We start from the raw sequence: 22,529 nt of genomic DNA on the forward strand, positions 1-22,529 counted from the left end.
GGACGTCCCCCGGGTGGACTCCCCGCTCCGCGAACCGGCCATGGCGGGCGCGGCAGCCCACACCACCGACCAGGCTGCCCAGCACATCCGCCTCGGCAACGGCCTCGACGACCTGGGCGACGTCGGCCGCGTAGGCGAGGACGTCCCCGTCACCCCAGCCGTCCACGCCGGAGGCAACGTCCCCGGCACCGGCCTGGGCAACCACCTCCCCGGCGGCACCGCGGACAACCTCCCCGGCGGCGGAGTCGGCGACAACATGCCGACGAACAGCATCGACACCAACGTCCCGGCCAACAACGTCGGCGACAACCTCCCCGGCGGCCACGGCGACGATCTCAGTGGCGGTCCGTCCGCACACCACGACCTGCCCGGCGCCAGCACCACCGACACGCTGCCCCGCGCCTACGGCCCGACGGGCGGCGGGCTGGACGACATCGGCCGTGTCGGCGACGAGGCCGCCACAGGCGGGGACAACGCCACGCCCGCCCCGGAGAGCAGCGCACCCGCCCGGGACGCGGAAGCCGCCCGGCCCAGCTTCATGCGTGACGGCGACAACCCTTACGGACCGGAGGGCTCGCTCACACCGGAGCAGGTCCACGAGATCCAGGTCTACCGTGCCAACCACGAACCCGGGTACTTCGAGGAGTTCTACAAGTCCAACGGCAACCGTAAGAACCTGGAGTTCACCGACGAGAGCGGGACGACTCCTCCGCAGCTGACCCGGGAGTCACCCCGGCACCCCTGGATCTCGGTCAAGGACGCGCCGGACCCCATCCGGCCCCACTACCTCGGCGACGCGATCAAGGTCGGGCGCGAAACCGCGAGCCCCGAGGCCCTCAGGACTCTCGACGAGGCAGCGGCGAACCGGCACTATGCCATCGGCTACGACACAGCCGCCGCCGGCCACAAGGCCGAGGCTGTAGAGGCGCACAAGAACAACCCCACGCCCGACACGCACTGGGATCAGGTCGAGCGCACCTACGAGTACAAGGCCGCGCACCGCGACATGCGGGACAACGCGGAGGCGTACGGCGAGGCCATCGCCGAGCACCACGTCATTCCGGAGCACTACCCGAACGCCACCCGGGAGCCACTGGACGGCCCGGCCAACGGCAACGACCAGTTCGACCAGGTGTGGCGGCGCGAGGACGGCGGCTTCGTCGTCGTCGAGGCCAAGAGCAACGTGAAGACCGATCTGGGAGCCCGCAATCTACCCAGCGGCAAGCGGGTCTCCCAGGGGACGAGGGAGTACTTCCTGGACATCATCCGCGAGATGAAGAAGCGTGGTGAAACCAACCCGTCCGAACGGCGTCTCGCGCGAGAACTGGAAGAAGCGTTGGACGAGGGCAAGCTTGACTACATAGTCGTCAAGGGCCAGGAAAACGCCGGCGAGTACGCTGGCTACAGCATGAGGCAGTTCGACATCGCCGACAGGAGCACCCCGTGACCGTCAAGATCGCCCGCCACGGAGGACCCGGCCCTGACTCCGCGAATTGGGCCGAGGCGCTCGGTGAAGAGGTCACCGCGGACGCTGAGAAGATCGAGCGACACCCCAACAAGATCGACTTCATGTTCAGCACGGCCCTGCTCAGCGTGCAGGCCCACTGCACCGTGGACCCCCGCGCCGCCCAGCTCGAAACGTGGGAGGCGACCGTCAACGCCCTGCAGTTCGGCTCGGCGCTGTTCGCCGTGACCGGGCAGAGCGAGGGGACCGTCGACTGTCGCATCAACCACAAGATCCGTCACATCCCGGCTCTCGGTCCTCGCCCGTACGCCGATGCCGGGAGCTGGCTCACCACATTCTGGCTCTCGATCATCTGCCGCGACCAGAAACGCATGACCCGGCTCTGTGAGATCCCGATGGACCGCCTGCGCTCTCCCGAGGGCCAGTTCGACGAGTACGTCTACCACTGGGTGGCCGCCCTGCAGGCGTACTGGCTGCAGCGGCCGGGGATGGTGGAGGAACTGACCGCGGCGCTGCAGGGCTCGAACCCCGATGTGGCGACCGTCGCGCCCCGTGATCTGCTGCAGAACGTTCTGTATCCGCCGATCAACCTCTTCTACCGCTTCCTGCGCAAGGACCACGATGGCTTCAACCAGGCCCTCGTGGAGGCCCTGGAGCTGCACAAGGCGTACTGGACGGCCGACGAGGACCGGGCAAAGGACCCCGAGGGCCGTGTCGCCCTGGGCCCGCTCGCCATCGCCTGTCTCGCCTACGACGGAGAAATCCCGATCGAGGTGGAGTCGGACTACCTCCCCAAGCACCTCCTCCAGCGCGGCTGGCTCGGCGAGTTCGAGGTCTGAGCCCGGTCGTCGTCCACGTCGTTACAGCGACCAGCAGCTCGAAAACGTCGCCCTGGGGTCCCGCTTCGGAGCGGCTGCCGCCTCCTCCGTCAAGGCACCGCAGTGGCTCACCGCGACGTACTTTGCCCTGATCACCGGCAGGCGTGAGCATCTGGCCCCTCTGGTACTCATCGACCCCGGCGTTCTCGCGGACGGCTCCGCCTACGCGTCGTACTACCAGGCACTGCACGCCTACCTGCGCGCCGACGATCCCGAGCCCGCCATGGACCGCGCTCTGGCAGACCTGGACAAGGTGGCCAGGTGGGGCTTTCAGCTGCCACCCGCCATCCTGCTCTCCCAACTCGTCGAGGGCGACGAGGAGAGCTTCAACCTGGCCCTCATCGACGCCCTGGAAGCACACCGTGACCACTTCGCCGTGGCGGACCGCGGCGACGACGCGGACGCCGCAATCGACCTGGGCATTCTGGCTCTGGCCTGCCACGCCCGTCGCAGGGGCTGGCGGATCCGCGTCAGCTCCCCTTACCTGCCGCCCCGGCTTCTGGAGGCGACCGAGCATCGGTAGCCCGCGATGGGCGACGGGCGTTGCCCGGCCGTTCATACGTCCGACAGCCGGGAACTTCGTTGAGGCAGACCGGCCGAACGGTCTTCTGGGAATCCACGTTCCCACAGGTCGGCGAATCCCGCCCAGAAGCCGTCGGCTACGTCTGCACCGCTCCGCGGGAGACCGGCTCGCCCCGGCACCGAAAGGGCGACCCCCCGCCCCGCCGGTGCTGAGGAAGCGGGCTATCTGACGTACTGACTGCGGCGGCCGGGCTGCTGGAGGAACGCGCCGCGACGAGCGTGCCGCGGCTACGGGCACCGGCCACGAGGGCACGCCCTTAGGGGCCCTTGCACTATGCCCGCCCGGGGTCGGACGCTCATAGTGCAAGGACCCCTTAATCCAGCCGACCGTCAGACCCCGGTCTAGAACAGACTCAACAACGCCTCCGCCGGATCCACCACCCCGTTCTCCCCGTCCGGCAACGGCAGTTCGAACCACACCGTCTTGCCTCGATGCGTCCGGCGTGAGCCCCACGCGGCCGACAGCAGGCCGACGAGTTGGAGGCCCCGGCCGCCCTCGTCCGTGTCGCGGGCGCGGCGGCGGCGGGGCTGGACCAGGCCCGCGTCCCAGACCTCGCACACCAGGGTGCGGTCCAGCAGCAGACGGAGTCTGATCTCGCCCTCGCCGTACCGCAGCGCGTTCGTGACCAGTTCGCTGACCAGCAGCTCCGTCGTGTCGACCAGCGGCTCCATGTCCCAGCTGAGGAGCTGGCCGCGCGCGTACTCGCGGGCCCGCCCCACGCTGCGCGGCTCGCGCGGCAGTGTCCAGTCGCCGACGGACTCGGCGGGCAGGCCCTGGACGCGGGCCATGAGCAGGGCGATGTCGTCCTCGCCGTGGTGGGTGTCGAGGGTGTTGAGGACCTGGTCGCAGACGTCCTCCAGCGGGCGGGCCGGGTCGGTGAGCGCTCCGACGAAGGCCTGCAGGCCCTCGTCGAGCGGGTGGTCCCGGGACTCGACGAGTCCATCCGTGTAGAGGGCGAGCAGCGCACCCTCGGGGAGTTCGACCTCGACCTCCTCGAAGGGTTCTCCGCCCACGCCGAGCGGCAGGCCGGGCGGTACGTCGAGCATCAGCGCCGCCTCCCCCGGTTCCACCAGCACCGGTGGCAGATGGCCCGCGTTGGCGAAGGTGCACCGGCGGGTGACGGAGTCGTAGACGGCGTACACGCAGGTCGCCAGGTACACCTCGGACAGGTCCGCCTCGCGGGGGCGGCGGGCGGCCCGCGTGGCCTGCTGGATGCCGCCGGGGGCGCCCAGGCCACGGGCGATCTCGTCCAACTGGGAGAGCACCTCGGCCGGTTCGAGGTCGAGCTGGGCCAGTGTCCGGACAGCCGTACGGAGTTCACCCATGGCGACGGCGGCGCGCAGGCCTCGGCCCATGACGTCGCCCACCACCAACGCCGTACGGTGCCCGGGCAGTTCGATGACGTCGAACCAGTCGCCGCCGACCTCGCTGGGGCGGCCGGTGGAGGCGTTCCCGGGCAGATAGCGGCAGGCGATGTCGAGACCGGAGGCGACCGGGTCGCCGGGTGGCAGCAGGGACCGTTGCAGTATCAACGCGCGTTCGTGCTCGCGCCGGTACAGGCGCGCGTTGTCGATGCAGACGGCGGCCCGCGCGGCCAGCTCCACCGCCAGGTCGCGGTCCCGTTCGCCGAACGGCTCGCTGCCCTTCGTCCGCGCGAACTGCGCGAGTCCCACGACCGTGTCGTGGGCGACCATCGGCACGGCGAGGGTGGACTGGACGAGTCCGCCCTCCTCGGCGGGGACGGTCTGCGGGCGGGCCGTGCGCAGGGCGTCGGCGCAGGGCGAGTTGAAGGGGTAGTGGTGGACCGCGCCGACCGTGACCGGCTTGCCGGTGCCGGCGAAGGGCGCGTCGGAGACGGCGCTGGCGAAGGCGACGCGGCGCAGTTCGGCGCTGCCGTCGGCAAGGCTCTGCGGGTTCTGGTCGCCGACCAGGAGGCCCTGGTAGAGGTCGACGGTGGCCATGTCGCAGAAGCCGGGGACGACGACGTCGAGGAGTTCGCGGGCGGTGGTCTCCAGGTCGAGGGAGTTGCCGATCCGCGCGCCGGCCTCGTTGAGAAGGGCGAGATTGCGCCGGGCGGCAGCGGCCTCGCGGGCGGCGGCGCGGCGGGAGGTGATGTCGGTTCCGAGCCAGGCGATGCCAATGGGGCGGCCGCTGCCGCTGTGCACCCGGTAGAGGTTGACCGACCAGTGGCGACGGTCTTCGGAGCCGGGCACGAAGCCCGTGACGTGCATGTCCGTGATGCTGTCACCGGTCTCCAGGACCCGGCGCAGCGTCGCGGCGACCCGCTCGGCCTCGCCGCGCGGCAGATAGTCGTGGACCCCGCGGCCGCGGTGGTCGTCGGGTGTGCCGCCGAAGACGGAGGCGAACCTCTGGTTGGCGCGCCGCACCTTCAGATCGGGGTCGATCAGCAGGAAGCCGAACGGGGATTGACCGAAAATCGCCTGCGAGGCGGCGAGGTCGGTCTCGATACGGCGCAGCACCCGCACGTCGACGACGATGCAGACGGCCGCCCTTTCGCCGCCCTCGGTGCGGGTCGGCATCACATAGACCTCGGCGAGCCCCGTACCGCCGCGCCCTCCCTCGGCCGTCTCCGGCAGCCGGAAGGGCACCACACCGGTCCACTCCCGCCCGTCGAGGATCTCGGCCATCTTCCGCTGTCCGCGCTCGCGCAGATCGGGGTCGATGAACGCCTCGATGGGATCCATCCCGACGGCCCTTTCGGCCGGAATGCCGAAGACGTTCGCGGCGCGCAGGCTCCACTGGTCGACCAGTCCGTCGGGGCCGATGGAGAAGGACGCGACCTTGATGTAGTCGTAGATCGAGCCGGGCGGACTGCTCTGCCACAGGGCGTCGGAAGGCGCCATCTCTCCGGAGGCACCCGCGGCCTGTGTCCTTGCGCCGTCCGACGGGTCCTCGGACTCCGTGGCCTTCGCTGGTATCTCGCTCACGCGAACCGTCCCCTCCAGCTCACCGCGTCCGGCACCGGTCACCGGGGGCGGCTGCCCGCAGTATCCAGCACTACGGCGCCGCACAACACGGTGTTCACGATCACAGCACGGTCCAGGCGGTTTTCGGACCGTGCCGCGACAACACTTCCAGTCTTCTAACCAGGGGACACACCCTCGAATCACGCCTTCGGGCAACGACTTCCGGCCGGATCCCGTCCGTGGACAGCAGTACGACCGCTGTAAGCGGTCCGCGACCCGCCTTCAGCCCGGGACGGCGAGTTCGAACCACACCGTCTTGCCCGACTCCCCGGGCCTGGTTCCCCAGCGGCGCGAGGAGGAGGCCACCAGTTGCAGCCCGCGCCCGCTCTCGTCCTCGGGGTGGGCGGCGCGTTTGTGGGGCAGGTCGGGGAGCGGGTCGGACACCTCCACGAGCAGGACGTCGGGCAGGCCGGCGGGGCGCACCAGGCGTACCCCGATGGGGCCGGTGGCGTGCCGGAGCGCGTTCGTCACCAGTTCGCTGACCAGCAGTGCCGTGGTGTCACTGACACTGTCGAGCGCCCAGCCGTGCAACTGGCGGCGGACGACGGACCGCGCGGTGCGCACGGCTGTGGGGTCGGCTGCAAAGGTCCACTCGGCGCACTCGCCATCGCTGTCGATCACGCCGATCACTTCCCAGGACAGTGAGCCCACACGTGCCCGGTTTCGTGGGGTTAATGGCCACATACCCGATATCCCCGGCGCAGTACCGCTGAGGAGGGCGCACTGTGGCGCCAACGGCGTACGGGTCGCAGGCGCGCACCAACAGGGCGGCCGCGGCGCCGGATCACTCCCTTCGTGCTCCTACGAGCCCGCACTTCACGCCGGTCATCCGTCAGCCCGCCAACCCGCCGGCGTCAAGCACCCGCGCCACCGCCCGCACCGCTTCGACATCCTGCTCCAGCCACTCCACGCTCCACAGCGTCCCGGCCGTCAGCCAGCGCAGTTCGTCATGGTCCTGAAGGGCCTTCGGCTCGGGAGAGCCGGTACGCAGCCGGGTGGTCCACACCTGGAGGACGTACGGCGCTCTCAGCGGCCACTGCCCGGGCACGCGCCGCACGGCCTCCGCCTCGACGCCGAGTTCCTCGCGCAACTCCCGCACCAGCGCCGCCTCGGGCGTCTCGCCCGGTTCGACCTTGCCGCCGGGCAGCTCCCAGCGGCCGGCCAGCTCGGGGGGCGCGCTGCGGCGCGCGGCGAGCAGTCGGCCGCCGTCGAGCAGGGCGGCGCCCACCACCACGATCCGTTCCGTCATGCGCCGGAGCCTACGGGAGCTTCCCGGCGGCACTCCTCACAGCTCGTCCTGCTCGTCCTGCCCGATGCGCTCGACCCAATAGAGCTGCTTGTGCCCCCGGCTGTCGAGGCTGTCCGCGATCTTCTGGGCCTCGGCCCGCGTCGCGTACCTGCCCACGCTGTAGCGATTGCCGCTGTCGTCCTGCCGTATGACCAGCCACGGAAGAGTCACCGTGCTGTCGTTCATCGCGCCCCTCCGCTTCCCGCCCTCGGCCCGCGCGCCCCGCCCGCTAAGGAAACCGCAATCCGCATATGCCCGAGCCTACGCCCTACCTTCACGCAGCGAATACGGCTTTTCACAAAGAGGTACGCAACAAGCCAGTACCAGGGGGGCGCACGACGTCGAACGCGCCGTGCTCGTACCGCGGCGCATCCGGTCAGCGGCATACGGCGGGATGCCGGGTACGCCGGGGTCACCTGCGAGAACGTCCGGAATCCACCGGCGCGTGAAAAGGCTCCCGGCACGCCTGTGCCGGGAGCAACTGCCGTGTGGTGGTGCGCTACTTCACCGGGAGGTGATAAGCGACCCGGTAGCGGTCGGCCGGGATCACGACGTCGGCCGTCTCGACCGGGCGCCCGGAGGCGTAGAAGGTGCGCTGCACGACGAGGACGACATGTCCGGGGACACCGCCGAGCACGAGCAGTTCCTCGGCGAGACCGGGGCGGGCGCCGACCTCCTCGGTGACGTTGTCCACGACCACGTCGATGGCGGCCATGCGCTCGACCACGCCCATGCCGCCGAGCGGGCCCTCCTCGGGCAGCATCACCGGCGTACGTCCGGTGACGGCGAGCGGCTCCCAGGAGGTGGACAGCATCATCGGCTCGCCGCCGTCCCGGAAGAGGTACTTGGTGCACATCACGCGGTCGCCGGGCCGGATGCCGAGCCGCTCGGCGATGGCGCCGCTCGCCTCGGTCTGCTCGCTGCTGGACTCCCAGGTGCCGCGCGCGCAGGCGTCGGCCTGTTCCTGCCGGAACGGCGTGGCACCGCCGGCCGGGCGGTACCCGGAGCGGGCGATGCTGCGGGGCACGGGCCGCTCCCGCACATAGGTCCCGGAACCGGAGCGGCCCTCGACCAGCCCCTCCGCCATGAGCACCTTGCGCGCCTCCAGCGCGACCGTGTCCGAGACCCCGTACTGCTCGCGGATTCTCGCCTGCGACGGCAGGCGGGTGTGCGGTGGCAGCAGACCGTCGACGATCTTCTGACGGAGATCACCCGCGACGCGCAGGTACGCCGGCTGCTCACCGAATGTCACTGGCCGCTCCCATCAGGTTGTACAGACAGCAACAGCGTGGCAACCGTGGGTTGTGCCAGGCAAGTGAAGGCCAGAGAATCACTCGATGTGATTACTTCTGGCCCCGGCAGGCTTTACCCAGGCACTTTCTCCCCGCTATAGGACTGATCACACGTCCGCGTCCGAGCCGCCCTCGCCCGAATAGTCGGCGGGCGGACTGGTGTCCAGCCCCAGGGCCTCGCGCGCGGTGACGGTGACCGGGCCGTCGTAGAACCCGTACGCCTCGTTGTAGTGCACGTAGAAGGTGTCCGCGTCCCCGGCGTCCGCCGCCCTCGCCCATTCCTTGCGGTCCGACTCCAGCTCCTTCACCAGGTCCGCCATGGGCCGCTCGGCGCCGGCGGGCCAGGTGTGCGCGTCCAGCGCCGCGCCCTGCTCGGCGAGCACGTCCTGCATGTCCTGCGCCCAGTCCCGGTTCGCCGTGAGGTCCTCCTCGGGGAACGCCTCGGGCTCCTCGCTCAGTACGGCGTCGATGGCGCGGACCGCCTCCAAGTAGGCGACCTGGTCCGCGTCGAGCGTGCTCTCGTCGTTGCGCAGCGAGCCGGTCAGGCTGCCCTCCGCGTCGGTGTTGCCGAAGATGCAGGTGATCTCACGGTCGCCGAGGCTCCAGCTGTCCCGGGTCGGGACGAGGTAGTACACGTCGACGTCGTCGGGCAGGGCCCAGCTGTCCATGGCGTAGTCGCTCTCCAGCGCGTAGCACTGGTCGTCGGCGACCTTCGTGACGTGGTCGTCGCCGGGGAAGGTGCCGCCGGGCAGGGCGACGGTGGCGAACACCTCGCCGTCGTGCCGGCCGGAGCAGGGCACCACGTCGACGTCGTACGTCTCCCCCTCCAGCGACCCACCGGGCGAGTTGAAGCACTCACCCTCGTCCAGCGAGACGATCACGCTGTCCCGCGCGCCCTCCTTGAAGCCCTCCCAGAAGGCGGTCACGGCGCCCGTCGAGAGCGACACGGCCAGCAGCACAAGCCCTGCGGACGACAGCGCGGCCCCGGTGACCGCCATGCCCTTCCCGCGCTCGCCCTTGCGCCTGATCTGCCGCAACGCGATCAACCCGAGCACCAGCCCGACGGCCGGCAGAAAGCAGAGGATGCCGAGCACGAGGGCGGCGATCGCGACACCGTTGACCGGCGGCAGCCCCGGCGGCGGGTAGGGGCCCCACGCCCCGTACGGCGGCTGAGGACCGTACGGGCCCTGGGCACCGTACGGGCCGTGCGCGCCATACGGCCCCTGTGCCTGCGGAGCCGGGTACGGGCCGTAGGGACCCTGAGGGTCCTGCGGCTGCTGGGCCCCAGGGGGCGGGGGTATGGACACGGGTACGGTGCTCCTGGTTCGGGCTTGGCGAGGCTCGGAGACGGACGTACGACTCGCCTGCGCGAGTGGGACGACTGGCGCATCGTAAGCGGGCGACGAGTGGGGGCGGAATGCAGGTTGCGCGGGCGACGACACACGCGGTGAACGGGCTGACGGCACGTTGGGCCCACACCGTCACGGACGGTACGGCCTTCTCGGCGGCAGGGGTGTGGCCCCTGCTCGCCTTCCTCGCGGACGGCGCCGGGGGTGCGGCACGGGCGGAGCTGGCGGACGCGGTGGGTCTGCCCGCGGACCAGGCGGCGGGAGCGGGACGGGAGTTGCTCGCCGCCCTGGCCGGGATGCGCGGCCTGGACTCGGCGCTGGGCCTGTGGACGAAACGCTCGCTGGAGGTGAAGGAGACCTGGGAGGCCGGGCTGCCCGCCGAGGCGCACGGGGTGCTCACCGGCGACCTCGGGGCCGACCGGGCGGCGCTGGACGCGTGGGCGGACAAGCGGACGGGCGGGCTGATCGAGCGGATGCCGGTCGCGCTCAGGGACGACACCCAGATGGTGCTGGCGAGTGCGCTGGCCCTGCGGACGGACTGGCTGCGGCCCTTCGAGGAGACGCCGCTGTGGCCGGCCGACGGACCCTGGCGGGGCAGGACCCTCGTGGGCCTGAGCCGCCGCAGCGCCCTGCTGGACCGGGTCGGGGTCGCCGACACGCCCGACGGTGCCGTCACCGAGCTGAAGGTGCTGGGCGGCAACGGTGTCAGCGTCCACCTGTTGCTCGGCGAGGAGCGGATGACACCGGGGCAGGTGCTGACGGCGGGCGTGGACATCCTCGCGGGAAGGCGCAGGGTCGTTCCGGGGCCCCGGCTCCCGTACGGGGACGCGGGACCGGGCCTGCACATCGAGAAGATGCGCTGCGTCACCCCGCAGCCGCCGACACTCTCCGTGCGGACGGTGGCGTACGACATGACGGCCGAGCACGATCTGCTGGCGGCGCACCGCCTGTTCGGGCTGACGACGGCGCGGAACGCCACACAGGGACACTTCCCCGGCATCAGCGACGCCCCGCTGGCCGTCGGTTCGGCTCGGCAGTCGGCGCTGGCGCGGTTCGGCGCGCTGGGCTTCCGGGCCGGAGCGGTGACGGCGGTCGCCATGGCGGCGGGCGGGATTCCCCAGTTCCGTTACGTGACCACCCTCGCCCGCACCACCTTCGACCGCCCCTTCGGCTTCCTCGCCCTCGACCGCCGTACGTGCCTCGTCCTCGCGGCGGGCTGGGTCACCGACCCGAAGCCCTACCGCGAGGACGAGACGACCGATCAGAGGTGATGTGACGTCAGAACTGCAGCGCCCAGGCGTCGATGCGCCCGGTGTCCCACCACGCGTTGTCGCTGACGCGGAGCTTCCAGGTGCCGTTGGCGGTCTCGGACGAGGCGTCCACCGTGTAGGTGGTGTCGATGTTGTCCGAGCTGCCGCCGGTGCCGTACGACTTCAGCGTGTACGCCGTGCCGTCGGGGGCGATCAGCTGGACCTGGAGGTCACCGATGTACGTGTGCACGATGTGCACCTCGACGGCGAGGGACGAGGGCGCGTTGCCGGAGACGCCGGAGACGGTCACCGGGGACTCGACGGTGGCGTTGTCGTTGATCGCGTAGTCACCGGTGTTCTCGAAGCGGTCGCCGGGCGGGTCGGGGTCGCCGCCGCCCTCTCCGACGTACAGCAGCCGGTTGGGCGAGCCGGAGCCGGGGTTGGTGACGACGCCGGTGGTGGCCGCGGACGTCAGCGCGGTGGACACCTGCGCGGGCGTGGCCGAGGGGTTGTCGGCCAGGTAGAGCGCCGCCGCTCCGGCGACGTGCGGGGTCGCCATCGACGTACCGGAGATGGTGTTGGTGGCCGAGTCGCTGCTGTTCCAGGCGGACGTGATGGACGAGCCCGGGGCGAACAGGTCCAGGACCGAGCCGTAGTTGGAGTAGCTCGCCCTGGCGTCGGAGCTGGTGGTGGCGCCGACCGTGATCGCCTCGGTCACGCGCGCGGGCGACTTGGTGGAGGCGTTGGTGGACTCGTTGCCGGCCGCGACGGCGAAGGTGACGCCGGAGGCGATGGCGTTGCGTACGGCGGTGTCGAGGGCGGAGTCGGCGCCGCCGCCGAGGGACATGTTGGCGACGGCCGGCTTGACCGCGTTCCGGGCGACCCAGTCGATACCGGCGACGACCTGGGCGGTCGTACCGGAGCCGGAGTTGTTCAGCACGCGGACGCCGACGATCTTGGCCTTCTTGGCGACACCGTAGGCGCTGCCGGCGACCGTGCCGGCGACGTGGGTGCCGTGGCCGTGGCCGTCCTGGGCGGTGTTGTCGTTGTCGATGGCGTCGTAGCCGTAGGAGGCGCGGCCGCCGAAGTCGCTGTGGGTGATGCGGACGCCGGTGTCGATGACGTACGCCGTCACGCCCTGCCCGGCCGAGTCCGGGTAGGTGTACGAGCTGTTCAGCGGGAGGTTGCGCTGGTCGACGCGGTCCAGGCCCCAGGAGGGCGGGCTGGGCTGGGTGGCGTCGATGCTGAAGGTGCGGTTCTGCACGACGGAGGCGACGGCCGGGTCGGCGGCGAGACGTTTCGCCTCGGTCTCGGAGGCCTCGATCGCGTAGCCGTTCAGTGCCTTGGTGTACGTGCGCTCGATGGTGGCGCCGTACTGCTTGGCCAGCGCGCGCCCCTCGGCCGAGCCCGAGCGGGCCCGGTCCGCCTTGAGGGTCACGATGTAGCTGTCGGCGACGGCGTTCGCCGCGCCCTCGTACTGGATGTGGCCTTCGGCCGCCGCGGGAAGGGCGGAGACCAGGCCCGCGGCGAGCGCCGCGCTGGTCAGGGCGCCGAGCGCGGCCAGTCTTCGCCGGGTGGCGCGGTGGGGAGTACGCATCACTGCCATCTGAGGGGTCCTCCTCAATCGGTGGTGCGTTGGTGTGTGGGGGCGACGGCACAGCGGGGCATATGGCAGGTGCATGTCAATCCACTGTGGCTCACTGTGCGTCAGCCGAAAGATTGAGGCTTCCACAGGAATTGCACAAGGGCCCTGCACAGATGTAACCGGACCGCCATACGGCCGACATGACGACGCGTCAAGGCCCTCCCGGAGCCGAATCCGCTCCGGGAGGGCCCGGCCGGTCGCTCACTCGACGAAGGCGGTGTCCCGAGTGAGCGCCGCCGCCTTCGCCGGGTCACCGGCCTGGGTGCCGTCGCCGCCGGAGACGTACGCGCGCGTCCGGCTCACCTTCGCGCCCGACCCCGCCCGCGCATGTGCGGCAGCACGGCGCGCAACCAGGGCTGCCGGTCCCAGGACGTGCAGGTCGAACAGGGCGCGCAGTTCGTCGTCGGCCGTCTCCTCGAAGGCGCCGACGTGGGTGCGGCCCGCGTTGTTGACGAGGACGTCGATCCGTCCGTGCCGGGCGACGACGTCGCGTACGGCGGTGTCGACGGCGAGGATGCCGGTGACGTCCAGCCGTAGCGCCTCCGTCTGGTCGGGGTGGGCGGCGACCAGCTCGTCCAGCGCCGCGCCGCCGAGCGGCTGTACGTCTCCCAGCCCGCGCCGAGCAAGCAGATCCGGGCGATGGAGCGCCGACTGAGGCGTGGAGCTGTTCCGGCGCGGCCGCACAGCGTGGCCCTCACCGAGGCGGGCGAGGCACTGCTGCCGCACGCCCGGCGGGTGCTCGAAGCCTGGGATGCGGGCAGGCCCTGGCCCGGGTCAGGGCGGCCCGGCGCACCACCCTGCGGGTGGGCATGAGCACCAGCCCGGCCGCGCGGGCCTGCTGCCCGCCATCCGCTCCCGCTTCACGCGGCCCGCCCGGAGGCGTCCGTACCGCTGCGGCACGTCAGCTGGGAGGACCCGACCGCGGGCCTCAACGGCGGCGATGCGGACGTCGCCCTCGTCTGGCTGCCGCTGCCCGACGCCGAGCGGTACGCGTGGACGGTGCTCGCAAAGGAGCCGCGCCTGGTCCCCGTCCCCCGAGGCCCACCCGCTCGCGCCCCGCCCCGAGGTCGACTTCACGGACCTGCTCGACGAGCCGTTCCCGGCGCTGCCGCAGAGCGCCGGGCCGCTGCGCGACCACTGGCTCGCGCTGGGCGCGCGGGGTGGGCGGCCACCGCGGATCGGTGCGGAGATCGCGAGCACGGAGGAGACGTACGAGGCACTCGTCGCCCGGCCTCGGTGTCTGCCTGGTCGCGACGGGGAACGGCCGCTGATCAGCCTCGGGGGTGTGGTCACGCGGCCGGTGCGCGGGGTCGGGCCGAGCCGGTACCGGGAGGCCGGTCAGCGGCCGCTGGTGCGGGAACATGCGGAGGCCGGTCGACGGGTGGCCGGAATGCGTCGGCCAACCGGCCCAACACTTCCGCCGGTTGAAAGCCGCCCGATCCCCGGCCCGCCACCCCACCCGCCACAATGGTACATGAACGATGACCAGAAGCGACAACGGGACGAGGTTCACACGGCGTTCTTACGGCGCGACGACCCCGCCGCGTGGGTGACCGAGACCGACGCGCTCGACGCGACCCGCCGGTACCCGCTGATCGCCCTGCGCGGTCCGGTCTTCGGCGTCGCGGTGCAGGACCCTCGAACCGGGCCGCACTGGCGGGTGGTGCGGCCGGTGACCGACGGCACGCCCCAGGAGGCCCGGGACAGCCTGAACTCCTCCTTCTGGTTCCGGGCCAAGGACGACACGGACGACCCCGCCGTACGCCGTGAACTGCTGGCGGCGGTGGCCCTCTTGGAGCGCGAGCCGGTCGACGGGCTGGAGGTGCTCGGCGTGCGCTACCGGGTCGTACGCGGAGACGAGTTCACCCGCGTCGGCGCGGAGGGCCTGGAACCGCCGCGCCCGACGGACCGCGAACCGGCGACACCCTCCTGGGACGACCGGGACTCCGCCCCCTCCCCCGACCTCGGCTTCGTCCTCGACCCGCGCCCCGAGGACACCAGCATGGCACGGGCCGCCCTCAGACTGGGCCTGAGGGAGTTCGCCTACACGGGCGCCCGCTTCCCCACCGCCGTACGCGAACACTCCCTCCGGGCGGTCACCACCCATCCCGACATCGCCCTGCTCCCCGTGGGCTTCGGGGTGGCCGAACGCCACGGCGGGGAATGGGAACCCCGGGGCGCGCTGATGCCCACCCCGCATGCCGCACGCCGTCTCCTCTACGACGGCATGACCGAGTTCTGGCCACTGCTGCACCATTTCGACGACCGCAAGCGAGCGGAGTACGCCCGAGCGGCTCAGGCGCTCAAGTCCTCACGGCGCGTCAACAGAATCCAGGTGGCCGACACCGAATACGTCATCATCCGCATCGAACGCCTGCTCCGCCTCGGCCCCGACGGCCCCGAACCACCCCGCCCCTCGGACCAGGACGCGTACGGCCCCTCGAAGATCCACCCGACGATGACGGAGGACGGGAGGGTGCGCCACGACGACTGAGAGGGCCGGAGAGCTTCCCTGCGGGTGGCGTCGGTGCGGTGCCGCGCCCGCGCACGAGACCGAACTGCGCCTCACTCACCGCCGCGAGCTCCAGGGGAGCCGCCCTGCCGCACGCCTCCGGCCGCGCGCCGCGGCGCCCTGGCCGGGATGATGCCAGGACGTGGCGCATCCGGGCCCTCACGGCCTCGGCGTCGGGCTGCTCGACGACCGTCCGCAGCAAGGTGGCCACCCACGGCTGGGCCGAACGGGGAACCTGGCTCCGCAGGGCGCGGGCGTCATGGGTGCGGCGTCGCTGCCGGCGGACGATCCCAAGGTCCGGGAGTGCGTCGCCGACTTCGAGACCGGCAACGGCGAGACCCACCCGCGAAGAGATCGAGTCCGCCCGCGCGCCGCTTGCGCCGCGACCACCGGCAGAGCGGCCCCGCATCAAGTGGGTCCTCTCCCAGGTCGACGTTCACGACGTCACGGGTCGAGGGCTCCCCGTGCCTCCCTCGCGGGCCCACCGGTCCGAGGGGCCTTTCTTCGTCCGAGGGGCCTTTCTTCCGGGTCGGCCGGTGGGCGGGTGCCCTGTCGTCCGGGGCAGGCCTTGGCCGCTCGCACCCGTGAGTGCCTCTCCCTGCCCTCGGCTGCCGGGCGATCACGTCCCAGTCAGCGATGCGTCACCCACGGCCATTGGGGTCGGACGGGAGGGCCTCGGGGGCGACGCGGTCGGCCTTGGCCGCGTCGGCGAGGGCGGCGGCAGCGGCCTCCGCGGCCTGGGCCGTGTCGTTGGCGGCCTGGGCCGCCATGTCGTCCGAGGGCTTCTCGCGGGTGGCCGGCGACTGCGGCAGCACCTCGCTGAAGGCGCGGGACACGCCCTGGAGAGCGGAGGTCATTTCGCTGGGGATCACCCAGAACGTGCTGCCCGGGCCCTGCGCGAGCTGGGGGAGCATCTGGAGGTACTGGTAGGCGAGCAGCTTGGGATCCGGGTCGTTGCGATGCACGGCCTGGAACACCTCGTCGATGGCCCGGGACTGGCCCTCGGCCTGGAGGATCGCAGCGGTGCGGTTGCCCTCCGCGCGCAGGACGGCGGCCTGCTTGTCGCCTTCGGCGGTGAGGATCTGCGACTGGCGCTGCCCCTCGGCCCCGAGAATCGCGGCCCGCTTGTCCCGCTCGGCCCGCATCTGCTTCTGCATCGCGTCCTTGATGGACTGCGGAGGGTCGATGGCCTTGATCTCCACCCGGTTCACCCTCAGCCCCCACTTGCCGGTGGCCTCGTCGAGCACGCCACGGAGCTGGCTGTTGATGGTGTCCCGCGAAGTGAGGGTCTTTTCCAGATCCATGGACCCGACGACATTGCGCAGAGTGGTGACGGTGAGCTGCTCGACCGCCTGAAGGAAATTCGCGATCTCGTAGAACGCGGCTCGCGGGTCGGTGACCTGGAAGTACAGGACCGTGTCGATCTCGACGACCAGATTGTCCTCGGTGATGACCGGCTGCGGTTTGAAGGAAACGACCTGTTCACGCAGATCGATCACCGGATGAACGCGGTCGATGTAAGGAATGACGAGGTTGAGGCCGGGATTCAGGGTCCGGTGATAGCGGCCGAGCCGCTCGACATTACGAGCGCGCGCCTGGGGCACGATACGGACCGCCCGCACCACGGTGAAAACCGCGATCAGTGCGACGATCAGACCGGCAATGAGAAGAGCCGATATCTCCATGTCTTCAGTCCCTGGGGTAGACGATCGCGGTGGCGCCGTTGATCTCTATGACGTCGACGGTCTTTCCAGGAGGAATCACCAGCGTCTCGTCGTAGGCGCGAGCCGTCCACTCCTCGCCGTCGATGCGGATCCTGCCGCCCAGGCCCGTCACCTCCGACACGACGTACGCACCCTTGCCGACCAGTGCGTCTGTGCCGAATCGCACCGGAGGCTGGAGTACGTGACGCACCGCAATGGGGCGCACGAACACCAGGGTGACTGTGGCGACGATGGTGAACACCAAGAACTGGAAGGGCAGCGGCAGCCCGATCGCGGCGGACCCCGCCGTGACCAAGGCGGCCGCACTCAGCATTCCGAGCGCAGCAGTAAGGGTCAGGATCTCCGCCACCGCCAATACGGCTGCGACGATCAACCAGATCAGCCATGGATCCATTGCGTGCCTCTTCTCACCGGAGCGGGTGCGAAAGGGCTGACTCCTCCCATTGGACCCCGACAAGGGGCATCCGCGATACCCCTGGGAACGAAGCCTCCGCCTCGCGAGCGGAGGCACCACCGCCTGCGCCGCTCATCGTCCTGCCCCCTCGGCATGGTGGTCGAGAGCCTGGCCCGGACCGGCCGGGGCCGCTTTCGGTGGGACGCGAAGGGTGAAGTCTCCGGAGCCGTGAGGCCGCCCGTTGATCTGGAGCTGCACGACGTGGGTGCCGGAGTGGTATCGGCGTGTGCTGAGCACCCGGAGGGAGTGGCGGCGGACGCCCGACCAGCGCTCCCCCGGAGCGAGGTCGCGGGTGGTGAGTTTGAAGACCTTGGGGGTGAGGCCGCCGTTCGCCTTGCGGTGGTGGATGACGTAGTCGATGACGACGCGGACGCTGCTCCGGCCGGTGTTGGTGACCGCGTAGCCGAAGGTCAGGTGCTCACCGAGGTGCACTTCGGGGGTCCGGACGTCGGGGCCGGCGACCTGGACGGACACGGCGGGGTCGTAGCCGAGCAGCGCCAGAGCGTCGCGGTGGCCGGCCTTGACGAGCGTGCGCAGGCCGGCGCCGGCCTGACGATGATCCAGCTCGCCCTCGGCTTCGTGACCGCGCACCCCGGCGTGACCAGCGCGCTCGTCGGCCCGCGCACGCTGGACCACCTGCACGCGCGGCTCGCCGCCGCGGACATCACGCTCTCCGCCGACGTACTCGACGCGATCGACGCCATCGTCGCCCCGGGCACCGACCTCGCCGCACACGAGAAGAACGACACCCCGCCCGCGCTGCTCGACCCGTCGCAGCGGCGCCGCTGATCGAATGCCGTCGGCATCCGAGTCATGGCGTGGTTGACCACACGAACCCACGGATCTCCCCACGTGTGGCGGGGATCACGTTGGGGGGAAAACCCGCGGGCCGCCTCGGGCGTCTAGCGGGTGTGAGATCAGCCAGGACAGCGCTGCACGAGCTGGACGAGGAGCGTCTCCTCCGGCTGGTGGCCCGAGGGGACCGCGCGGCGTTCGAGGAGTTGTACCGGCGTACGTCGCCGTGGATGGCGGTGCGGCTGCGCCGCCGCTGCGCGGACGAGCAGATCGTCGCCGAGGTCATGCAGGAGACGTATCTGGCGGTGTGGCGCGCGGCGGGCGCGTTCGCCGGGGCCGCGGCCGGGGGGACGGCCGTCGGCTGGCTGTGGACGATCGCGGCACGCCGCCTGGTCGACGCGTTCCGGCGCCGGGCCCACCACGCGGAGCCGCCGCCCGCGGCGGCCTTGCGGCCGGTGGTGCCCGCCGCCGAGGAGGAAGCGCTCGCGGCGACCGTCGGCGGTGACGTCGGCGACGCGCTGCGGCGCCTCGCGCCGGAGCTCAGGCAGGTACTGCAGGCCATGGTGCTCGACGGGCTGTCCGTCCGGGAGACCGCGGTCCTGCTCGGGCTGCCCGAGGGCACGGTCAAGACCCGTGCCCGCCGGGCCCGGATCGCGATGCGGGAGGCGCTGGCATGAGCGTGGAACACGCGTCGATGCGGATCATCGACGGTTACGCGCGCGGCGACACGGACCTCGCCGCCGACGAGGTGTGGGCCCTGGAGGCCCACCTGGAGGCGTGCGGGGTCTGCCGCGACCGGCTGTCGGCCGCCGTCGGGGCCGAGGCCCCCGCCGTGGCGACATTGGTCGACACCGTGTGGTCCGGCCTCGAACGCCAACTGGCCGCCACCGTCACGATGCCGCGCCGACGGCGCTGGTCGTCGCGGCTGTCGGGGTGGATGACGCCGGTGATGGTGCCATGGCTGGCCATGGCCGTGAGCGTGACGCTGCTCGCACTGCTGCTGGACCTGCTCGGCCCCGGCTCCGGAGAGGTGTCGCTGGTGCTGCTGCTCGCCCCGGTCCTGCCCGTGCTCGGCGTCGCGGCATCGTGGTCGCGCGGACTTGATCCGGCGTACGAGCTGACGGCCTCCGTGCCGAGGGCCGGGCTTCATCTGGTGCTGCGGCGCACCACGTCCGTGCTTGCCGTGGTCGTCCCCGCGCTGCTGGTGGGCGGATGGGTGACGGGGGTGATGGTGGCTCAGTGGCTGCTGCCCTGCCTGGCCTTCACCTCCGCGACCTTGGCGCTCGGCGGTGTCGTCGGCGTGACCCGCGCCGCCGCCTCGCTGGTGGCCGTGTGGGCCGCCGCGGTCGTGGCACCGACCCTGGCCACGAGCCGTACGACCTTCGCCCTGCAGACCCCCGGCCTGCCCGTGTGGGGACTGATCCTCGCGCTCGGCACCGGTGTCGTGATCGCTCGCAGGGGCGCGTACGCCGAGCTGGGAGCCCATCGTTGAACATCGGAAAGGACCATCCCATGACGTCCGTGGTGAGCGCGGCCGACATCGCGCCGACGCCCTATGCCTGGGAGATCCGGGCCACCGGCCTGAAGGTCGCGGTCAGCAGAAACCGCATGGCCGTCGACGGGCTCGACCTGTCGCTGGGCACCGGCGTACACGGCCTGCTCGGCCCCAACGGAGCGGGCAAGACCACCCTCGTCCGGACACTGGCCACCGTGCTGCGCCCCACCGAGGGCACCCTGGAGCTGCTCGGCGAGTCCGCGGGCGGCCTGGGCGAGCACCGGGCGCTGCGCCGCCGGGTCGGCTATCTGCCGCAGGAGTTCGGCTACTACAGGCGCTTCACGGTGCGCGAGTTCGTCGAGTACATGGCGTGGCTGAAGGAGGTGCCCAAGGCGGACATCCCCGCGGCGGTCCAGCGCGCCGTGGAGCGGGTCGGCCTGGCTGACCGCGCCGACGAGCGGATGAAGGCCCTGTCGGGCGGCATGGTGCGGCGGGTGGGCATCGCCCAGGCCATCGTCAACGACCCGTCGATCCTGCTGCTGGACGAGCCGACGGTCGGCCTTGACCCGGCGCAGCGGCTGCGGTTCCGCGAGCTGCTCCAGGAGTTGGGGACGGACACCTGCGTGGTGGTCTCGACGCATCTGGTGGAGGACGTGGCCGCCGCCTGCACCGACGTGGTGCTGCTCGCCGAGGGCCGGCTGGTCTTCCAGGGCACCCCGGAGGAGTTGGCCGCGGCGGGCGGTCCCGAACACGTGGGCGACAGCCCGCTGGAGCGCGGCTACTCGGCGCTGCTGCAGGGCCCCGAGCAGGGAAGGGGCACCTGGTGAACGTCCGTGTCCTGCGTATCGAGCTGAGGCGCTCCGTCGCGCCGTGGGTCGGCGCCGTGGTCCTGACGACGGCGCTGGCGTTCCTGTACCTGATTCCCGGGTCGTGGTGGACGGGCACCACGGCGTGGACGGCCCAGTGGACGTCCATGGCCCTGTGGACCCGCGCCCTGCTGTTCTACCTGTGGCCGCTCGCCGTGGGGCTCGGGGCGCTGCAGGGCCTGCGCGACCACCGTTCGAAGATGTACGAGCTGCTGACGAGCACGCCGCGGCCCGCCCGGCACCGCGCGGCCACGTTGGCGGGCGCGACGGCGATCACGCTGGCCTCGGCCTATGCGCTCCTCGTCCTCGTGGGCGCGGTCCAGGTGGTCGCCAACACCGCGTACACGCACCTCGGGTGGCTGCCCATCTCGCTGGTAGGGGCACTCTCTCTCGTCGCGGGGGCCGTGCTGGGCATGGGGGCCGGGCGGGCCCTGCCGTCCGTGCTCACCCCGCCCGCGCTGGCCATGGGCGCCTTCGTGTTCACGGCCCTCATGCAGATGTCGTGGGGCCGGACGGAGACGACCACGGCGACGGGGCTCCCGGGCACGGAGCCGAACCGGGTCTCCCTGCTGTCACCGGCGGTGCAGGAGGTGCGCGACGTACTCGTCACGCTCTCCGCCTCCGTGCACGTCGGGCAGACGGTCTGGCTGCTCACCATGGCCGCGACCGGCTTCGCGCTGCTGGTCGCCGCGACCCCCCGCGCCCGGCTGCTGGCCCTGACGCCCGTCCTGGCGGGCGCGGTGATCGCTCTGCTCGTCCTTCCCGCCGATCCGCGACGGATGTACGTCGTCGACGAGGCCGCCGCGGAGCTGGTGTGCGACGGTCCGGTGTGCGTCACGAAGACGCAGCAGGCGCGACTCGCCGACCTCGCGGGTCCCGGTAAGGAGGCGCTGCGCCTGCTGCATGGCGCCCTGGGCAGCCAGGCGCCGGTCTCGGTCCGGGAGAACGCCACCGTACTGCCGGAAGGCTCCACGCCGCAGTGGTCCCGCAAGACCGTGCTGTTCGACTTCGACGACGACCTCATCGCCGCCGCGAAGGGCGAGGAGCTGACCCGGGCCCTGATCGCCAAGGGCATGGTGCCGGGGTGCACCCCCGTCGGCTGGAGCGGTTCGGGGGACGGCGTCGCGCAGACCGTCGCGGTGGGCTGGGTCCTCGGGGACCTCAGGTCGCTGCCCGGCACGCAGTCAGCGATTCCGGGCCGCGAGGTCGACGCCGACGCCCGCCCGCTGTGGAAGGAACTCAAGGCGCTGCCGCGGGCCGAACAGCTCTCGCGGATCAACGCGATGCGCGCCGCCGCGCTCTCCTGCAAGGGCGACGTGTACGACGCGCTGAACGGCGACGCGTCCCGGTGAGATGGCTGACGCTGTACGCGCGCTCGCGTCAGGTACCCGCGTCACTCGCCGCGGTGGTGATCAGCGCGGTGGCGGGGTGGGCACTCGCCCGGGACGGGGACGCGGGGCCCGGTGACCCGCGGCTGCCCGCGCTCGTCCTCGCTGCGGGGGCGATGGCAGCCTCGGTCGGGCTCGGCGGGCAGGACCTCGCGCTGGACCGGACGGCCGCGATCAGCTGGGTGCCGCGCAGAGCGGCGCACGTGCTGCTCGCGGGCGCGGTCGTCGGCACGGTGCTGCTGACCGTGCAGACACTGGGCGAGGACATGGCCACCACCGCGTTCGTCGTCCGGGACGGCGCGGGCCTGATGGGACTGGTCGCCCTGGGCGCGGCGCTCTCGGGCGGCCGGTACGCATGGACGCTGCCGTTCGCCTGGCTCTCGTTCTCGTTCTTCGCCCCGCCCCCGACGAGTGCGCCGATGCAGGTGGCGACCTGGATGCTGCTGCCACCCGGCACGGCAGCGGGCACCTGGACGGCCCTGGTCCTCACGGTCGCCGGCACCGCGGCCTACGCGGTCGCGGGACCGAGGCGGTAACGTACCGGGCCACCGGACCGGG

Annotated in this window: 19 protein-coding genes and 4 pseudogenes; 12 read left to right on the plus strand and 11 right to left on the minus strand. The window is 71.6% G+C overall.

Annotated features, from left to right (window positions below):
* The 3 genes and pseudogenes from KWI83_RS35830 to KWI83_RS35840 form a co-directional block, all read left to right on the plus strand.
* Window positions 1–1,447: pseudogene (locus KWI83_RS35830) on the plus strand (hypothetical protein); the annotation flags it as partial.
* Window positions 1,444–2,304, plus strand: coding sequence for an immunity 49 family protein (locus tag KWI83_RS35835; RefSeq protein WP_218518552.1), 861 nt, complete (start codon window positions 1,444–1,446; stop codon window positions 2,302–2,304). The pseudogene KWI83_RS35830 and the gene KWI83_RS35835, both read left to right, overlap by 4 nt.
* A 52-nt stretch (window positions 2,305–2,356) precedes the next feature.
* Window positions 2,357–2,866, plus strand: coding sequence for an immunity 49 family protein (locus tag KWI83_RS35840; RefSeq protein ID WP_218518582.1), 510 nt, complete (start codon window positions 2,357–2,359; stop codon window positions 2,864–2,866).
* A gap of 401 nt (window positions 2,867–3,267) precedes the next feature.
* On the opposite strand, the gene KWI83_RS35845 is transcribed toward KWI83_RS35840, so the two are convergent.
* The 6 genes from KWI83_RS35845 to KWI83_RS35870 all read right to left on the minus strand — a co-directional run bounded on the left by KWI83_RS35845 (window position 3,268) and on the right by KWI83_RS35870 (window position 9,800).
* The gene (locus tag KWI83_RS35845) at window positions 3,268–5,874 is read right to left on the minus strand and encodes a SpoIIE family protein phosphatase (RefSeq protein WP_218518553.1); all 2,607 of its coding nucleotides are present in this window, start codon (window positions 5,872–5,874) and stop codon (window positions 3,268–3,270) included.
* A 261-nt stretch (window positions 5,875–6,135) separates the two neighbouring features.
* On the minus strand, window positions 6,136–6,564 hold the full coding sequence (locus KWI83_RS35850) for an ATP-binding protein (protein WP_374106455.1): 429 nt from the start codon (window positions 6,562–6,564) through the stop codon (window positions 6,136–6,138).
* 181 nt (window positions 6,565–6,745) lie between these two features.
* Entirely contained in the window at window positions 6,746–7,162 is a 417-nt protein-coding gene (locus tag KWI83_RS35855) for a (deoxy)nucleoside triphosphate pyrophosphohydrolase (protein WP_218518555.1), read from the minus strand.
* Between the two features lie 36 nt (window positions 7,163–7,198).
* Window positions 7,199–7,387: an SPOR domain-containing protein gene (locus KWI83_RS35860; RefSeq protein WP_218518556.1), complete on the minus strand. Its 189-nt coding sequence runs from the start codon at window positions 7,385–7,387 to the stop codon at window positions 7,199–7,201.
* 313 nt (window positions 7,388–7,700) lie between these two features.
* The gene (locus KWI83_RS35865; RefSeq protein ID WP_218518557.1) at window positions 7,701–8,453 is read right to left on the minus strand and encodes a GntR family transcriptional regulator; all 753 of its coding nucleotides are present in this window, start codon (window positions 8,451–8,453) and stop codon (window positions 7,701–7,703) included.
* A gap of 147 nt (window positions 8,454–8,600) precedes the next feature.
* Entirely contained in the window at window positions 8,601–9,800 is a 1,200-nt protein-coding gene (locus KWI83_RS35870; protein WP_218518558.1) for a DUF4190 domain-containing protein, read from the minus strand.
* Window positions 9,801–9,910: 110 nt separating this feature from the next.
* Here KWI83_RS35870 and KWI83_RS35875 point away from each other — a divergent pair, with 110 nt between their 5' ends.
* Window positions 9,911–11,113, plus strand: coding sequence for a serpin family protein (locus KWI83_RS35875; protein WP_218518559.1), 1,203 nt, complete (start codon window positions 9,911–9,913; stop codon window positions 11,111–11,113).
* Window positions 11,114–11,120: 7 nt separating this feature from the next.
* Here KWI83_RS35875 and KWI83_RS35880 read toward each other — a convergent pair whose 3' ends face one another.
* Together KWI83_RS35880 and KWI83_RS35885 are read right to left on the minus strand one after the other, a co-directional pair.
* Window positions 11,121–12,698: a S8 family peptidase gene (locus tag KWI83_RS35880; RefSeq protein ID WP_218518560.1), complete on the minus strand. Its 1,578-nt coding sequence runs from the start codon at window positions 12,696–12,698 to the stop codon at window positions 11,121–11,123.
* 261 nt (window positions 12,699–12,959) lie between these two features.
* Window positions 12,960–13,367, minus strand: a pseudogene (locus tag KWI83_RS35885) (SDR family oxidoreductase); the annotation flags it as partial.
* On the opposite strand from KWI83_RS35885, the pseudogene KWI83_RS40525 reads away from it, so the two are divergent.
* Together KWI83_RS40525 and KWI83_RS35895 are read left to right on the plus strand one after the other, a co-directional pair.
* Window positions 13,284–14,124: pseudogene (locus tag KWI83_RS40525) on the plus strand (LysR substrate-binding domain-containing protein); the annotation flags it as partial. The pseudogenes KWI83_RS35885 and KWI83_RS40525 sit on opposite strands and share 84 nt — an antisense overlap.
* An 87-nt stretch (window positions 14,125–14,211) precedes the next feature.
* Window positions 14,212–15,231 (plus strand): DUF5954 family protein, encoded by a 1,020-nt coding sequence (locus tag KWI83_RS35895; protein ID WP_218518583.1) that lies wholly within the window; start codon window positions 14,212–14,214, stop codon window positions 15,229–15,231.
* A 659-nt stretch (window positions 15,232–15,890) separates the two neighbouring features.
* Here KWI83_RS35895 and KWI83_RS35900 read toward each other — a convergent pair.
* The 3 genes from KWI83_RS35900 to KWI83_RS35910 form a co-directional block, all read right to left on the minus strand.
* A complete protein-coding gene (locus KWI83_RS35900; RefSeq protein ID WP_218518562.1) occupies window positions 15,891–16,934 on the minus strand; it encodes an SPFH domain-containing protein in 1,044 nt (347 codons plus the stop codon).
* A 4-nt stretch (window positions 16,935–16,938) separates the two neighbouring features.
* On the minus strand, window positions 16,939–17,367 hold the full coding sequence (locus KWI83_RS35905; protein WP_218518563.1) for an NfeD family protein: 429 nt from the start codon (window positions 17,365–17,367) through the stop codon (window positions 16,939–16,941).
* Window positions 17,368–17,499: 132 nt separating this feature from the next.
* Window positions 17,500–18,018 carry a hypothetical protein gene (locus tag KWI83_RS35910; RefSeq protein WP_256363290.1) on the minus strand — a complete coding sequence of 173 codons (519 nt, stop codon included), beginning with the start codon at window positions 18,016–18,018 and terminating at the stop codon, window positions 17,500–17,502.
* Here KWI83_RS35910 and KWI83_RS35915 point away from each other — a divergent pair.
* From KWI83_RS35915 to KWI83_RS35940, 6 genes and pseudogenes are all read left to right on the plus strand, one after another.
* A pseudogene (locus KWI83_RS35915) lies at window positions 17,971–18,216 on the plus strand (aldo/keto reductase); the annotation flags it as partial. The gene KWI83_RS35910 and the pseudogene KWI83_RS35915 overlap by 48 nt on opposite strands.
* Before the next feature lie 122 nt (window positions 18,217–18,338).
* Window positions 18,339–18,899: an RNA polymerase sigma factor gene (locus KWI83_RS35920; protein WP_308122369.1), complete on the plus strand. Its 561-nt coding sequence runs from the start codon at window positions 18,339–18,341 to the stop codon at window positions 18,897–18,899.
* Entirely contained in the window at window positions 18,896–19,714 is an 819-nt protein-coding gene (locus KWI83_RS35925) for a zf-HC2 domain-containing protein (RefSeq protein ID WP_218518564.1), read from the plus strand. The genes KWI83_RS35920 and KWI83_RS35925 overlap by 4 nt, the downstream gene beginning before the upstream one ends.
* A 20-nt stretch (window positions 19,715–19,734) precedes the next feature.
* Window positions 19,735–20,544: an ABC transporter ATP-binding protein gene (locus KWI83_RS35930; RefSeq protein ID WP_218518565.1), complete on the plus strand. Its 810-nt coding sequence runs from the start codon at window positions 19,735–19,737 to the stop codon at window positions 20,542–20,544.
* Entirely contained in the window at window positions 20,541–21,935 is a 1,395-nt protein-coding gene (locus KWI83_RS35935) for a hypothetical protein (RefSeq protein WP_218518566.1), read from the plus strand. The genes KWI83_RS35930 and KWI83_RS35935 overlap by 4 nt, the downstream gene beginning before the upstream one ends.
* Window positions 21,932–22,507, plus strand: a complete 576-nt coding sequence (locus tag KWI83_RS35940; protein ID WP_218518567.1) for a hypothetical protein — start codon at window positions 21,932–21,934, stop codon at window positions 22,505–22,507. Before KWI83_RS35935 ends, KWI83_RS35940 begins: the two co-directional genes overlap by 4 nt.
* Window positions 22,508–22,529: the final 22 nt, after the last annotated feature.

Source organism: Streptomyces sp. TRM70350 (genome assembly GCF_019219825.1).
Lineage (GTDB): Bacteria > Actinomycetota > Actinomycetes > Streptomycetales > Streptomycetaceae > Streptomyces.

What these genes read in the sequence shown, in the direction of transcription:
- KWI83_RS35880 (WP_218518560.1), bottom strand. Translation starts at nt 12,698, where the DNA reads ATGGCAGTGATGCGTACTCCCCACCGCGCCACCCGGCGAAGACTGGCC.
- KWI83_RS35905 (WP_218518563.1), bottom strand. Translation starts at nt 17,367, where the DNA reads ATGGATCCATGGCTGATCTGGTTGATCGTCGCAGCCGTATTGGCGGTG.
- KWI83_RS35930 (WP_218518565.1), top strand. Translation starts at nt 19,735, where the DNA reads ATGACGTCCGTGGTGAGCGCGGCCGACATCGCGCCGACGCCCTATGCC.
- KWI83_RS35925 (WP_218518564.1), top strand. Translation starts at nt 18,896, where the DNA reads ATGAGCGTGGAACACGCGTCGATGCGGATCATCGACGGTTACGCGCGC.
- KWI83_RS35875 (WP_218518559.1), top strand. Translation starts at nt 9,911, where the DNA reads ATGCAGGTTGCGCGGGCGACGACACACGCGGTGAACGGGCTGACGGCA.
- KWI83_RS35900 (WP_218518562.1), bottom strand. Translation starts at nt 16,934, where the DNA reads ATGGAGATATCGGCTCTTCTCATTGCCGGTCTGATCGTCGCACTGATC.
- KWI83_RS35855 (WP_218518555.1), bottom strand. Translation starts at nt 7,162, where the DNA reads ATGACGGAACGGATCGTGGTGGTGGGCGCCGCCCTGCTCGACGGCGGC.
- KWI83_RS35860 (WP_218518556.1), bottom strand. Translation starts at nt 7,387, where the DNA reads ATGAACGACAGCACGGTGACTCTTCCGTGGCTGGTCATACGGCAGGAC.
- KWI83_RS35895 (WP_218518583.1), top strand. Translation starts at nt 14,212, where the DNA reads ATGAACGATGACCAGAAGCGACAACGGGACGAGGTTCACACGGCGTTC.